The sequence below is a fragment of the Bradyrhizobium sp. USDA 4341 genome (assembly GCF_054063755.1).
Map to the genome: position 1 here is coordinate 1,315,971 of NZ_JBSSGO010000002.1, position 14,475 is coordinate 1,330,445.

The following is a 14,475-nucleotide window of genomic DNA, read 5'->3' on the forward strand; positions in this document are numbered from 1 at the left end:
TTTTCGTTGTGTCGAGTTAATAAGAAAACACTTACTTCGTCAAGACCGGATTCTCGAAGAATGCGAATTTCCATACCCGCGCGAACAGCGGACCGGTCGAAGCGCAATTGCGCCTTAAAAAAAAGAGCTCCGAACTTCGTTCGGAGCAGTCTGGGAGAACTCGAAATTTGATCCGCAACGGCGTCACCGCTCGCGCAAGGCGTGGCGCAGGACGATCAGACTGCCGGCAAATGCATCCAGTCCGGATGAATGCCCGATCGCGGTGAGGACCGTGAGGGCGCGATGAAATCCGGCGGCCTCGCCGCTCATCGTTGCATGGATGGCAGCGTGCAGTGCCGCCGCGCCGTAGCCCAGCGCCGCCGCGCGCAGATGGATTCGGCTGATGTCGTTGGTGCCGTCGAGCAGCGCGCGGCAATGGTCCCACAATGCATCGCGACATTCGATGCGTCCGAGCGCTGCCAGCGCGATCAGCGCACCGCCGATCAGGTCGTCGCCGGACGGCGTGAGCCCCGGCCCGAGACCGATCAGGCTGGCAAGCCCCGAGTCTCGATCCGCATCGTCATCCGAGCCTGCCAGGATTAGCTCCAGCGCGGCTAGACCGGGCATGGCAGCCCGAACCAGCGCAGAGCCGTCGCCCGGAGCATGTCCGGACCCGACCACGGCCAGGCCCTCCGAAGTCAGATCACCGCCCCACACCTCATCGACCGCATCAAGGCCGTGTCGCAGGCTGGCCGTCGACCAGTGTGGTACAGCGGGCGGCGCCCAGACCGACCGCGCGGCCAGATTCGCGAGCGGCGTCGCTCCGATCCACAGAATGGAGTCCGCGACCCGCACCGGATCGCCGACCGCCAATCCCGGCCATCGGAAGTCGCCGACCACATGCAGCGGCCCCGATCCGATGCCGATCCGTCCAACGCAGATCCAGATCCCGTCGATCACGGCGTAGAACGAACGTTCGAACACGGCGACGACCTGGCCCGCGGCGCGATCGCGAAGCGCCCTGTCGGCAAGGAGCCCCACTTCCCCATCGGCACAGATCGTCGCTGCGGGTTCGGGACGCCGCTCGCCCGGCGCGCTCGCGCGATCCGGCTTGCGCCCGTCAGCCTCGTGTCCTCCAACGAACATCCGCCCTCGCCTCCCTCAGCGTGCCTGTGCCGCGAGCCGTTGCGGCGCGCCGGCCTGGGCCTCGCCGCCGAGATAGGCCGCCTCGAGCAGCGGATCCTCGGCGATGATGTCGGCGGCGCCGCTCTTCAGGATCGCACCGGTCTCCAGGAGATAGGCCCGGTCGGCCAGCGCGAGCGCGTGGCCTGCCATCTGATCGACCACGATGATGGTCATGCCCTCGCTGCGCAGCCGCTCAAAGGACGCAAACAGCTCATCGACCACGAGCGGCGCCAACCCGAGCGACGGCTCGTCCAGCATGTAGATCTTCGGGCCGGTCAGAAGGCCGCGCGCCACCGCGAGCATCTGCTGCTCGCCTCCAGACAGCAGGCCGGCGCGCTGGTCGATGCGCTCCTTCAGCCGCGGGAAGCGCACGAACATCGCCTCGATCTCGGCATCGAGATCGATTCCCTTGCGCGCATAGGCGCCGAGCTGCAGGTTCTGCTTCACCGTCAGCTCCGGAAACACCTGCCGCCCTTCCGGCACCAGCACGACGCCATGGCGGGCACGAACATGCGCGGGCATCCTGTCGATGCGCGTCTCGGCGAGCCGCACTTCACCCGTCGAGCGCGGCGGCTCGAGACCGGCGATCGACCGCATCAGGGTGGTCTTGCCGGCGCCGTTCGCGCCGAGCACGGCGACCGCCTCGCCGGGAGCGACCACCAGATCGATCCCGTTCAAGGCGCGCGACAGGCCATAGAACGAATCGAGCGTCTTGACCTCGAGTGCGGTGCCCTGCCGCGCCGGCCGCGGCGTGCGGCTCTTCTCACCGGGCGTCGCGTCGCCGAGATAGGCCTTGCGGACCAGCGGGTCGTTGCGGATCGCCGCCGCATCGCCGATCGCGATGCGCTTGCCGCCGTCGAGCACGACGATGAGATCGCTCAGCGACATGATCATCGGCATGTCGTGCTCGACGATGATGACGGCGATCCCGAGATCGGCGATCCGGCGCAACAGCGCGGTCAGGCGCTGCTTGTCGCCCTTGGAGAGGCCCGCCGCGGGCTCGTCGAGCAACAGGATGCGGGGCCGCAACGCCAGCGCGCGCGCGATCTCGACCAGCCGCTTCTCGCCATGGGACAGCGAATCCGCGAGACGATCGACATCGCCGTCGACACCGGCAAAGCGCAGCAGGAACCGGGCGAAGCCTTCGGTCTCGGCGTTGCGCAGCGCGGAAACAACGCCGCCGAGACGGCCGACCCGCTCGGCCAGCAGGATGTTTTCCAGGATCGTGAGCGAGCCGAACAGCTGCGTGGTCTGGAACGTGCGCGCCACGCCGACCCGCGCCAGCAAATGCGACGTCATACCCGTGACATCGCGGTCGCCGAGCTTCACCGTCCCCGCCTGCGGCCGATAGAAGCCGCAGAGCAGATTGAGCGCGCTGGTCTTGCCGGCGCCGTTGGGACCGATGATGCTCGTGACGGCACCGGGCGCCGCCTTGAACGATACGCCCTGGACCGCGCGCACGCCGCCGAACGAGATCGAGAGATCCGTCACGTCGAGCCCCGTCGCATTGTGGGTCTCGAGGATCGCCGCATCGGTTTCCGCCGCCGCGATCGCGGGCTCGGCCACCGGCTTGCGCGCCGGCAGGACTCTTGCCGCGAGTTGCTCCACGAGGCCAACGATGCCGGAGGGCGCGGCGCGCAGCACGACGAACAGCAGCACGCCGAAGGCCAGCAGGCGATACTCGGCGAGGTCCGACAGCGCTTCGGGCAGCAGCACCACCAGCGCGGCGCCGATCACCGGGCCGAGCACCGAGCCGGCGCCGCCGACCATCACCGCGAACAACAGCAGCACCGATTGCAGGAACGGGAACGAGCTCGGGCTGATATAGCCCTGCAGCGGCGCGAACAGCGCGCCGGCCAGCGCCATCGCGGCCGCCGAGATCACGAAGGCCACGGCGCGGACCTGCACCAGATCGATGCCGAGCGAGCGCGTCGCGACCTCGGTATCGCGGGCGGCACGCATGGCGTAGCCCCAGCCGCTGCGCTTCAGCCGCTCGAACAGGATGAGGCCGGCAAACACCAGCACGACACCGGCGATGGCAAGCGAACGCTCGGACAGCGCATAGCCGAACACGCTCGGCGGCGCACTCAGCATCAGGCCGTTGCCGCCGCCGGTGAGGTCGCGCCACTCGATCGTGACATGCTCGACGATGAAGCCAAAGGCAATCGTCACCATCGCCAGATACGGCCCGCGCACGCGCAGCGCCGGCATAGCGAGCAGCCCGCCGACGATGCTGACCAGCACGATGGCCCCCGCCGTCGCGGCGAGGTATGGCCAGCCAGCCTTCTCCATCAGCAGCACGGTGGTGTACGCACCGATCGCCATGAAGCTGATATGGCCGAGCGATATCTGGCCCGCGAGGCCGAGCAGGACGTTGAGGCCGATGCAGCCGATCGCCGTCAGCGAGATCGTTGCGATCAGAAACACCGAATAGCTGTCCGCGACCGCGGCATAGCCGATGGCTATCGCGAACGCCGCGACCGCGACGAGAAGGGAGGCGCGCGAGGTCATACCTTCTTAACTCCAGCTCGGCCGAGCAGCCCGTGCGGCATGACGACGAGGATGACGATGACGGAAGCGAACGTGATGATCTGGGTGTAGACCGACCCGAGATAGTTGGTCGCGAACACCTCGATCAAGCCAAGACATAATCCGGCCAGCATGACGCCCCAGGCGCTGGCGAGACCGCCGATGATGGCGGCGGCGAACGCCTTGATGCCGAACAGCGTGCCCATCTCGGACGAGACGTTGAACAGCGGCGCGATCAGCAGCGCGGCGACGCCTGCCAGCATGGCCGACACTGCGTAGCTTGCGGCAATTGCGCCGCTGACATTGATGCCCATCAGCCGCGCGGCATTGGGATTCTGCACCACTGCAAGCATCGCGACGCCATGCCGCGTGCGGCGGGTGATCAGATGCAGCGCCAGCGCAAGCAAGAGGCCGACCACGGGAATCAGGAGCTGCAGGGGGTAGACCCCTGCCCCCTCCACGATCTGGATCGGCTTGGCCGCGAGCATCGACGGGAAGCTGCGCGGCTCCTTGCCGAACACGAACAGCATCACATTGTCGACGATGATGCCGACCGCAACGGTCGCCATCAGCCAGTTGTCCGACCCGCGCAGCACGAACGGACGAACCGCGAAGCGTTCAATCAGAACGCCGTAAACCGCGCAGACCAGCAGCACCGCGGGGATGCCGATCGCGGCCGGCCAGCCCCACACGATGAGGAAGAAGTATCCGGCAACGGCTCCCAGGGTCATCGAGCTGCCCTGCGAGAAGTTGACCGTGCCGGATACGGCGTACGTGACGTGAAAGCCCAGCGCGAGCAGACCGTACATGCTCCCCAGCGCCATTCCGGTTATTATCGCCGAAAGAAACGACATCGATGATCACCCCGATCTGCTTGCTGGACGACCGCTGCCGTCAGTTCTTGAACGGCAAAATGTGGTTGTCTTCGAAATGGGCCCAGATGTAGTCCTGCGCCGTCAGCGCATCGTGCTTGTCCTCGGCGAACGGCTTTTCATAGGTCTTGATCAGGCCTTCCAGCCGGTCGATTCCGTAGAAGCCGTCACGAATGGCGGTCGGATCGGTGCTGCCGGCCTTCTGGATCGCGCCGGCGATCACCAGGACGCTGTCATAGGCGTTGGCGAAGCCGACCGCGGGCGTCACGTCCGCCGGGCCCTTGATGTCCGGATACTTCGCCTGCAACTCGGCGAGCACGCGCTTGCCGACCGGCGAGAGGTTGCCGAAGAAGCTGTAGGTCTGGACGAACACGACGCTCTCGGCGCTCGGCCCGGCGAGCTCGGTGAAGCGGCCGCCGGCAGGCCCCCAATGCGACACGATCGGCGGTGCCCAACCCATCCGGTCGAGCGATTTCACGACCTGCGAGGATGGACCGACATTGCCGACCAGGAACAGGGAGTCGGCGCCGGCCTGCTTGAGCCGGGACAATTGCGCGACCACGTCGACATCGTTCGCCTCGAACTTCTCGACACCCGCCGGTTCGATCCCGGCCGCCTTCAGCGCCGCGCGCAGGCCATGCTCGTTCGATTCGCCCCAGGGATTGTTGACCAGGATGAGGCCCGGCTTCTTGGCGGCGAAGGTCTTGCCGGCGAACGCAACGATCGCCTTGTCGACCTCGTCGTCCATCGCCGAGACGCGGAACACGTAGTTGGAGGCGGCGCCGTTCTGCGTGATGTTGGTGCCGGCGGCCCATGGCACCACGAACGGCATCTTGACGTTGTTGACGAACGGCACGATCGCGAGTTGGACGGGCGTATCGAGACCGCCGAGCAGCACCGCGACCTTCTCGCGCTGGATCAGTTCGCGCGCGGCGGTCAGCCCCTTCGCGGGATTGCTTTCATCGTCACGGCGCACCAGCTCCAGCGGACGGCCGAGCACGCCCCCTTTCGCGTTGATCTCCTCGATCGCGATGGTGGCGCCGCGGGTCAATGCTTCGCCGGCGCGCGCCGACTGCCCCGACAGCGCGGTGACCAGGCCGATCTTGATCGGCTCGGCGGCCTGCGCCCGCTCCGCAAGCGGCACAGAGCCGATGAGAATGGCGAGCGCGCCCTGCAAGACAACGCGGCGGCACAACCCGGTGATGGGGGTACAAGCGTAGCTCATTTCTGCAATTCCTCCCGCTCCGACGGCTCCCGAGCCGCCTCTGGTCCGCTGCCGCCGTCTCCGCGGCCTTGACGGAAGTAAAAACTTTCTTCACAAATTGACGAATGTCAAGCGGCTGATCGCGCGCCGAATGGAGATTGCAATGCAACGGGAGACTGGAGCGGAACCGGAGCGGGCCACCTCACCTGGCGTTCTCGGCGGTGCAACATCCGCGCAAGCGGCGGATGCAGCGCGCGGTCTCATCTCTCATGACCGCTATCGCTACAGCGCGATCACGCGCCGCCCCGACTTCGTATGGCCACACGGAAAGCGGCTCGCAGTTTACATCGCGCTCAACCTCGAGCATTTCGCTTTCGGCGATGGACTTGGCGCCGAACTCTGCCCGGGCGGTCCACATCCGGACGTCCTCAACTACGCCTGGCGCGATTATGGCAACCGGGTCGGCGTGTGGCGGCTCATCGATCTGTTCGACCAGTTGAAACTGCCGATCTCCGTGCTCGCGAACAGCAGCATCTATCACTACTGCCCGGAGGTCATGGACGCATTTCGCGCGCGCGGCGACGAGGTCGTCGGCCATGGACGAACCAATTCCGAACGGCAGGGCGTGCTCTCACCTGCCGAGGAGCAGCGACTGATCGAGGAGGCGACCGATGTCATCGCGCGTGCCGAGGGGCGACGGCCACTTGGCTGGCTCGGTCCGTGGATCTCGCAATCCGCCGTGACCCCGGACCTTCTCGCTGAAGCGGGCTACCAATATCTGCTCGACTGGTGCATGGACGATCAGCCGGTGTGGTTCTCGACAAGGGATGGCGGGCGGATCCTGTCCGTGCCCTATCCACAGGAACTGAACGACATCCCCTCGATTGTCGGGCGCAAGGACAGCGGCGAACAGTTTGCGACCATGATCACGGACACATTCGAGGAGATGCTTACGCAATCCGCCAAGCAGTCGCTGGTGATGGGCATCGCGCTGCATCCATACCTGGTCGGCCAGCCGCACCGGCTGCGGCCGCTGCGACGCGCCCTGCAGGCGATCGTCGCAAGGCGCGAAGACATCTGGATCACCACCGCCGGTGAGATCGCGGCATTTTCGCGCGCCCTGCCCGACGGCATCGTCCCGACATAAGAAACTGGAGACCCAAATTGACTGCCATCGACACACTCTTTCAGAACGCGCGGCTCACCGACGGCCAGCTGGTCGAAATCGCCGTCCGCGGCGGCAAGATCGTGGCGATCGCGTCGTCCCCGCAAAGCTACGGCGCAGTCGGCGAAAGGCGCGACCTTGGCCGACGCCTGGTGCTCCCCGGCATGGTCGAAGGTCACATCCACCTCGACAAATGCTTCATCGGCGACGACTGGAAGCCGCATCGGCCCTGCACCGCGGGCTTCAACGTGCGCGAGCGCGTCAAATTCGAAAAGGAAGCGCTCGCCGGCGCCAAGCCGATCCCAATTCGGGCCGCGGCCCTGATCGACCTTTGCGTCTCGCAGGGCACCACTCACATGCGCAGCCATGTGGATGTCGACGCCGAGGTCGGCCTGCGACATTTCGAACCGATCGCCGCCGCGCGGGAGGCGCACCGGGAGAAGCTTTCGATCCAGATCGTCGCGTTTCCCCAGAGCGGCATCCTGACATCGCCCGGAACGGCCAAATTGCTCGAGGAAGCCGTTCGCGCCGGCGCCGATCTGGTCGGCGGACTTGATCCCGCAGGCCATGATGGTGACGTCGCCGGGCATCTCGACGTCGTCTTCGGGATCGCCGAACGGCATGGCGTCGGCATCGATATTCACCTGCATGACGGCGGTCTGCAGGGCATCTCGGAGATCGAGGAGATCGCGCGACGCACCAAAGCGTCGGGTCTTGGCGGCAAGGTCACGATCAGTCATGCCTACGCGCTCGGCGAAGTGGCTAGCGACGTGGCTCAGCGTACCGCGCAGCAGCTTGCCGAGGCCGGCGTCGCCATTCTCACCAATGCCCCGGGCGCGCACGCATTTCCGCCCGTGTTGCTGCTCCGCGATGCCGGTGTCACCGTGTTCTCCGGCAACGACAACATCCGCGATTCCTGGTGGCCCTACGGCGACGGCGACCTGCTCGAACGCGCAATGATGGTCGGCTATCGCTCCGGCTTCAACACGGACGATCAATTGGCCGCGGCCTTTGACATGGTGACGACCAACGCAGCGCGCGCGCTTGGCCTCAAGGACTACGGCCTCACCGTCGGCGGGACGGCGGATTTCGTCGTGCTGGACGCCCGGCATGTCCAGGAAGCCGTGGTCGCTCGTCCCAAGCCACGCGATGTCTACAAGGCTGGCCGACTCGTCGCGCACAACGGCGTGATGGTGGCAGCCGGCGCCCGGAAGCAGTGAACATGGAGGAATCGCACTTGACGAACAGTCGCAATGCCGATCTCAATCCCAGCTGCTTGCGCCGGGAACCGGTCCGCTGCCCGATGTGGCCTGATGCGGACGTGCCCTGCGTGAATACCCGAGCCCAGGCAAGGTTGACGCCGTGACAGAGACGACAGCACCGACCAGCCCCACCCGCACCACCACACGCGGAAAGCGGCCTCGCGACTCCGCGCTCACCAAGGAAGCGATCCTGCGCGCCGCGACCTTCGAGTTCTGTCACAATGGCCTCGGCGGCGCACGCGTCGAGGCCATTGCGCAGCGCGCCAAGGCCAACATGCGCCTGCTCTACGCCTATTTCGGCGACAAGAACGGGCTCTACATTGCCGTCCTCGAGGACGTCTACACCGAAATTCGCGCCGCCGAACAGCGGCTGAACCTGGATGATCTCGAGCCGATCGCCGCAATGAGCGGGTTGATCGATTTCACGTTCACGTTCTTCGGGCAGCACCAGAACTACATCGCCCTGATCAACACCGAGAACCTTCAACGCGGACGCAATATGCGCAAGTCGCGCAAGATTGCCGATCTCACTTTGCCCCTGGTTGCAAGCATCGAAAGCATTCTGCGGCGCGGCGTGGCGGCGGGCCTGTTTCGCGGTGACGTCGATCCCATCCAGCTCTATGTCTCAATCACCGCGATGAGCTATTTCCACGTTTCCAACCGGTACACATTGTCGGCGATGTTCGACAAGGACCTCGGCGCGTCTGACTGGCTCGAGCTGCGGCGCGAGCATGCGCAGGACATGATCCTGACCTGGCTGACGGCCCCTGCCGGGGCACGCAAGGACAGGTCAGCAGCATCGAAGGCGACGACGCGCCTCAGCAAGCCGTCCCGCTAGCGGGGCAAGCCGCACGACGCAATATCGTGCGGATCGCGCGCCGGGAATGCCCCTCAGCGGGTCGCAACGACGCCGTCACTGCGCGGATCGCTGGCTCCTTCCATCAAGCCATCCGGATGCCAGACGATCGCACCGGCGTGTCCCATGAACTCCTCGAACGGACCGGTCACCTGGATGTCGTGGCCGAGCGCGCGGAGCCGATCGATGATCGCGGGATCGAAGCGGGATTCGATCTTCAGATTGTTGTTTTCCTCGCCCCAGGTCCGACCGAGCAACCAGCGCGGCGCGGTAATCGCGGACTGCAGCTCCTGGCCGTGCATGGCGTAGCGAGAGAAGATGGCGGCCTGGGTCTGTGGCTGCCCCTCTCCGCCCATCGTGCCGAAGGATATCAGCCGCCCGTCGCCGAGTTCGGCCATCGCCGGCTGGATCGTGTGGAACGGCAGGCGTCCCGGATCCAACCGATTGGTATCGGTCTCGTTTAGGCTGAAGCTCGTTCCGCGATTTTGCCAGGTGACTCCGCTCTCGGGGAGGATGACACCCGAACCAAATTCCCAGTAGACGCTTTGAATGAAGCTGACGCTGAGTCCGCTGCGATCGGTCGCAGCGAGCCACACCGTATCGCCCTGCTTGGATGGATCGGGCCACGGCGCGGCGCGGCGGTCGGATACCGTTTCGTGAAGCGCGGCGAGCGACTCCTCGGACAGGAATTCAGCGGCCGGCCGATTCATGTAGTCGGGATCGGTCACATGGCCGTTGCGAATACGAAACGCAGCTTTCGTGCATTCGACGAGCCTGTGCAGATGATCGACGCCGTCGGCTTCGTCAGCGATGCGCCGGGCATAAAGTGCCAGGATCAGGAGCGAGGCCAGCCCCTGCGTCGGCGGAGGCATGTTGAAGACCTTGTGTCCGGACACCTCGACCGACAGCGGCGTCACCAGCGATGCCTGATGCCGCTCCAGATCAGCGAGCCGCAGCGGGCTCCCTACCCGCTCGAGGTCGGCCGCCATTGAGCGCGCCAGTTCGCCGCGATAGAAATCAGACAGCCCGGCCTGGGCCAGACGCCGCAGCGTCTCGGCGACACGCGGCTGCCGCAGCCGCGCACCGAGCGCGAGCGGGGTGCCTTGCGGCAGATAAACCTCGGCATAGCCGGGCACACCTTCGAGCTCATGCCGCTTCTTGCGGATGTTCTCGTGCAGCGTGCTGGTGACGGCGACGCCCTCCTCGGCATGCCGGATTGCGGGCTCGAGCAGCCGCGCCATCGGTAGCCGACCGTCATGACGATCGCGGCTGAGCTCATAGGCCTTCTGCCAGCCGTCGACGGTCCCGGCGACGGTCAGCGCGGCCAGCGGGCCGCGACCGGGAATGCTGCTGCAGCCACGCTCGCGATACCAGCCGCGATCCGCCGCCATCGCGGCGCGTCCGCAAGCCTGAATCCCGACCGGCATCGAACCGGCACGGCCGACCAGCCAGAAGCTGTCGCCGCCGAGGCCGTTCATATGCGGATAGACCACGGCAATCGTCGCGGCCGAGGCGATCATCGCCTCAATTGCATTGCCACCTTCCGACAGGACCGCGAGTCCAGCCTGCGCCGCCAGGTGGTGCGGTGCGGTCACCATGCCGCCATAGCTTCGTTTTGTCTGCAACATCAGCCCTCTCTCCCAAGCACGGTATGTAATAATATTTTTACTTACCGTGTCAAGGAGCCAGAGATCGCTCTTTGGGATACGGGTGCCGGGCCGTCGCGATCGTCACCGGGGCTCGCCATTGAAGTTCGGCACCGTGACCATTGCATGAAGCTCAGGCAGCCGCCACCTCGTGAGCCGCCATGACTTCCAGCGCTCTCAGAATTGCGGAATGATCCCAGGCCTTGCCGCCGAGGGCGGTACAGGCGTTGAACAGCTGCTGAGCTGCCGCGGTGCCCGGCAGCGACAACCCGAGCGCCCGCGCGCCTTCCAGCGCGAGGTTGAGATCCTTCTGATGCAGTTCGATGCGAAAGCCTGGATCGAAATTGCGCTTCAGCATGCGCTCGCCGTGCACTTCAAGGATCCGGGACGAGGCAAAGCCGCCCATCAGCGCCTTGCGCACCAGCGCAGGATTGGCGCCCGCCTTGGACGCAAACAGCAGGGCCTCGCTGACCGCCTCGATGGTCAACGCCACGATGATCTGGTTCGCAACCTTGGTGGTCTGGCCGTCGCCATTGCCGCCGACATGCGTGACATTCTTCCCCATCGCGTCGAACAGGGGCTTCATCGCGTTGAACGCCCGCTCCCGCCCGCCGACCATGATGGTCAAGCTCGCCGCCTTTGCGCCCACCTCGCCGCCGGAAACCGGCGCGTCGAGATAGTCGGCCCCGAGCGCATCGATCTTCCGTGCAAACTCCTTGGTCGCCAGCGGCGAGATCGAGCTCATGTCGACCACGATCATACCTTTGGAGACCCCCTCCGCGACACCGCCCTGACCAAACAGCACGGCTTCCACATGCGGCGTGTCCGGCACCATGATGATCACGGCGTCCGTTTCCTGCGCCACTTGCCTCGCGGACTCGCAAGCGACGCCGCCGGCTGCAATCAGCTCTGGCGGAAGAGGTGCGACGTCGTGCAGGAACAGGCGATAACCGGCAGCCAGGAGGTGGCTCGCCATCGGACGTCCCATGGTGCCAAGCCCGATAAATCCGATGTCTTTCATTTGTCGTCGCTCCTGTCAGGCGGATTGGATGTTCTCCTGCGAAGCGGATACCGTTCGCGTGGAGAAAACGCGTCAAAGCAAAAATCCAGGGCTCCATTCCGATTCAATCGGAACGGGAGAACTCTAGGTCACGAAGGTCTGCGCGGCGTGCCAGGCAAGGCTTTCGAGCGTGGTCGTCCGCGGCTTGTATTCGCATCCGATCCAGCCGCGATATCCGATGCTATCGAGATACTTGAACAAATAGGGATAGTTGATCTCGCCGGTCCCCGGCTCGTTACGGCCAGGATTGTCGGCGAGCTGGACATGCGCGATCCGGTCGAGATGCTTTTGCAGGGTCCGCGCCAGATCACCTTCCATGATCTGCATGTGATAGATGTCGTACTGGATGAACAAATTGGATGAGCCAACGTCGGCAATGAGCTGCACCGCCTGTTCCGTCCCGCTCAGGAAGAAGCCGGGAATATCGAGCGTGTTGATCGGTTCGATCAGGAGCTTGATGCCATGCTGTCCGAGCGCGCCGGCGGCGAAGCGTAGATTCGACACCAGGACCTCGCGCAGCTCTGCTGCATCAGCACCGGCGGGAGCGATGCCGACCAGGCAGTTCAGCTGCCGGCAATCCAGCGCCTTCGCGTAGTCGATCGCGCGCACCACGCCGTCGCGAAATTCATCGACCCGATTGCGCAGGATCGCAATGCCCCGCTCGCCGGCAGCCCAATTGCCGGCCGGAAGATTGTGCAGCACCTGGGTCAAGCCGCAGCGCGCCAGTTCCTCCCGCAACGCGCCCTTTTCGAAGTCATAGGGAAAAAGATATTCAACTGCGTTGAAGCCCGCGGCCTTGGCGGCGGCGAACCGATCGAGGAACGGCAGCTCGTTAAAGAGCATGGTGAGGTTGGCGGCAAATTGAGGCACGGGTGGAATCTCCGCTTGGAGCAGCGCTAATGATGTCGTCAGGCCGGCAACAGCGTGCCGGATCGTTGTGCGCTCGGCACGTCATCGAGCGGAAGATCGAGCACCTCCTCGAATTCGACGATGTTGTCGATCTCCGTTCCCATCGCGATATTGGTGACCCGTTCGAGAATGAACTCCACCACCACGGGCACGCGATACTTGGCCATCAACTCGCGCGCGGTCGCGAACGCGGCCTGTGCTTCGTTCGGATCCGTCACGCGGATCGCCTTGCAGCCGAGCCCCTCTGCGACGGTCACGTGGTCGACACCGTAGGCGCCGATCTCGGGCGCGTTGATGTTCTCGAACGAGAGCTGGACGTGATAGTCCATGTCGAAGCCGCGCTGCGCCTGCCGGATCAGCCCGAGATATGAATTGTTCACGACGACGTGGATGTAGGGCAGATTGAACTGCGCTCCGACCGCGAGCTCCTCGATCAGGAACTGGAAGTCGTAGTCACCCGACAGCGCGACGATGTCGCGGTCGGGATCGGCGGCGCGCACGCCGAGCGCGGCGGGCAACGTCCAGCCGAGCGGACCGGCCTGCCCGGCGTTGATCCAGTTGCGCGGCTGATAGACGTTGAGGAACTGGGCACCCGCGATCTGCGACAATCCGATCACCGTCACGTAGCAGGTGTCGCGGCCGAAGGCCTTGTTCATCTCCTCGTAGACGCGCTGCGGCTTGATCGGGATGTTGTCGAAGTGGCTCTTGCGCAGCATCGAGCGCTTGCGGTCGCGACAGGCTGCGGGCCAGGCCTGCCGATCGCGCAGCTTGCCGGACTTCCGCCACTCCCGGGCGATGCTCACGAACATTTCCAGCGCGGCCTTGGCGTCCGACACGATGCCGAGGTCCGGATTGAAAACCCGTCCGATCTGTGTCGGCTCGATGTCGACATGGACGAATTTGCGACCCTTGGTGTAGGTCTCGATCGAACCGGTATGCCGGTTGGCCCAGCGGTTTCCGATGCCGAGCACGAAATCGGATTCGAGCATCGTGGCGTTGGCGTAGCGATGGCTGGTCTGCAAGCCGACCATGCCGGCCATCAGCGCGTGATCGTCCGGAATGGCGCCCCACGCCATCAGCGTCGGGACCACCGGAACGTTGACCGCTTCGGCGAACGCGACCAGCAGCTCGGACGCATCGGCGTTGATCACCCCGCCGCCGGCCACGATCAGCGGCCGCTCGGCGGCGTTGAGCATCTCGAGCGCCTTCTCGATCTGCTTGCGCGTCGCCGCAGGCTTGTAGACCGACAGCGGCGAATAGATCTCGTCGTCGAACTCGATCTCGGCCAGCTGCACATCGAGGGGAAGATCGATCAGCACCGGTCCCGGCCGCCCCGACCGCATGACATGGAAAGCCTGGCTGAGCACGCGCGGCACCAGCGCCGGCTCGCGCACGGTGACGGCCCATTTCGTCACCGGCTTTGCGATCGCCTCGATGTCGACGGCCTGGAAATCTTCCTTGTAGAGCCGCGCCCGCGGCGCCTGACCGGTGATGCAGAGGATCGGAATCGAATCCGCGATCGCCGAATAGAGGCCGGTAATCATGTCGGTCCCGGCGGGGCCCGATGTGCCGATGCAAACGCCGATATTGCCCGCTTTCGCCCTGGTATAGCCTTCCGCCATATGCGAGGCGCCTTCGACGTGGCGCGCCAGAATGTGCCGGATCGAGCCGTTGCGCTTCAGCGCGGAGTAAAGCGGGTTGATCGCGGCGCCGGGAACGCCGAACGCGCAGGTGATCCCCTCGCGTTCGAGAATGCGCACTGCTGCATCCACTGCTCGCATTTTCATCTGATGATCCCGCTTCGCTAT

At 65.1% G+C, this 14,475-nt stretch carries 11 protein-coding genes; 3 read left to right on the forward strand and 8 right to left on the reverse strand.

The features are described 5' to 3' along the window. Positions 1-183: 183 nt before the first annotated feature. The 4 genes from ACVIGB_RS12130 to ACVIGB_RS12145 are packed head-to-tail and all read right to left on the reverse strand — an operon-like array spanning position 184 to position 5,790. Complete coding sequence (locus tag ACVIGB_RS12130; protein WP_456722518.1) at positions 184-1,125, reverse strand: oxamate carbamoyltransferase subunit AllH family protein; 942 nt, start codon at positions 1,123-1,125, stop codon at positions 184-186. A 15-nt stretch (positions 1,126-1,140) separates the two neighbouring features. Continuing rightward, a complete protein-coding gene (locus ACVIGB_RS12135) occupies positions 1,141-3,675 on the reverse strand; it encodes a branched-chain amino acid ABC transporter ATP-binding protein/permease (RefSeq protein ID WP_456722517.1) in 2,535 nt (844 codons plus the stop codon). Then, on the reverse strand, positions 3,672-4,547 hold the full coding sequence (locus ACVIGB_RS12140; RefSeq protein ID WP_176530589.1) for a branched-chain amino acid ABC transporter permease: 876 nt from the start codon (positions 4,545-4,547) through the stop codon (positions 3,672-3,674). Before ACVIGB_RS12140 ends, ACVIGB_RS12135 begins: the two co-directional genes overlap by 4 nt. Positions 4,548-4,587: 40 nt before the next feature. Further along, positions 4,588-5,790, reverse strand: coding sequence for an ABC transporter substrate-binding protein (locus ACVIGB_RS12145; protein ID WP_456722516.1), 1,203 nt, complete (start codon positions 5,788-5,790; stop codon positions 4,588-4,590). Positions 5,791-5,932: 142 nt separating this feature from the next. On the opposite strand from ACVIGB_RS12145, the gene ACVIGB_RS12150 reads away from it, so the two are divergent. The 3 genes from ACVIGB_RS12150 to ACVIGB_RS12160 all read left to right on the forward strand — a co-directional run bounded on the left by ACVIGB_RS12150 (position 5,933) and on the right by ACVIGB_RS12160 (position 9,034). Then, a complete protein-coding gene (locus ACVIGB_RS12150; protein ID WP_456722515.1) occupies positions 5,933-6,916 on the forward strand; it encodes a polysaccharide deacetylase family protein in 984 nt (327 codons plus the stop codon). 17 nt (positions 6,917-6,933) lie between these two features. Beyond that, positions 6,934-8,154, forward strand: coding sequence for an amidohydrolase family protein (locus tag ACVIGB_RS12155; protein WP_456722514.1), 1,221 nt, complete (start codon positions 6,934-6,936; stop codon positions 8,152-8,154). Between the two features lie 142 nt (positions 8,155-8,296). Next, positions 8,297-9,034 (forward strand): TetR/AcrR family transcriptional regulator, encoded by a 738-nt coding sequence (locus tag ACVIGB_RS12160; RefSeq protein ID WP_456722513.1) that lies wholly within the window; start codon positions 8,297-8,299, stop codon positions 9,032-9,034. A gap of 53 nt (positions 9,035-9,087) precedes the next feature. On the opposite strand, the gene ACVIGB_RS12165 is transcribed toward ACVIGB_RS12160, so the two are convergent. From ACVIGB_RS12165 to gcl, 4 genes are all read right to left on the reverse strand, one after another. Then, positions 9,088-10,680: a gamma-glutamyltransferase family protein gene (locus tag ACVIGB_RS12165; RefSeq protein ID WP_456722512.1), complete on the reverse strand. Its 1,593-nt coding sequence runs from the start codon at positions 10,678-10,680 to the stop codon at positions 9,088-9,090. 151 nt (positions 10,681-10,831) lie between these two features. Beyond that, positions 10,832-11,719, reverse strand: a complete 888-nt coding sequence (locus ACVIGB_RS12170) for a 2-hydroxy-3-oxopropionate reductase (RefSeq protein WP_456722511.1) — start codon at positions 11,717-11,719, stop codon at positions 10,832-10,834. 123 nt (positions 11,720-11,842) lie between these two features. Further along, a complete protein-coding gene (hyi, locus tag ACVIGB_RS12175; protein WP_092115059.1) occupies positions 11,843-12,628 on the reverse strand; it encodes a hydroxypyruvate isomerase in 786 nt (261 codons plus the stop codon). A 38-nt stretch (positions 12,629-12,666) separates the two neighbouring features. Beyond that, positions 12,667-14,454 (reverse strand): glyoxylate carboligase, encoded by a 1,788-nt coding sequence (gcl, locus tag ACVIGB_RS12180; protein ID WP_456722510.1) that lies wholly within the window; start codon positions 14,452-14,454, stop codon positions 12,667-12,669. Positions 14,455-14,475: the final 21 nt, after the last annotated feature.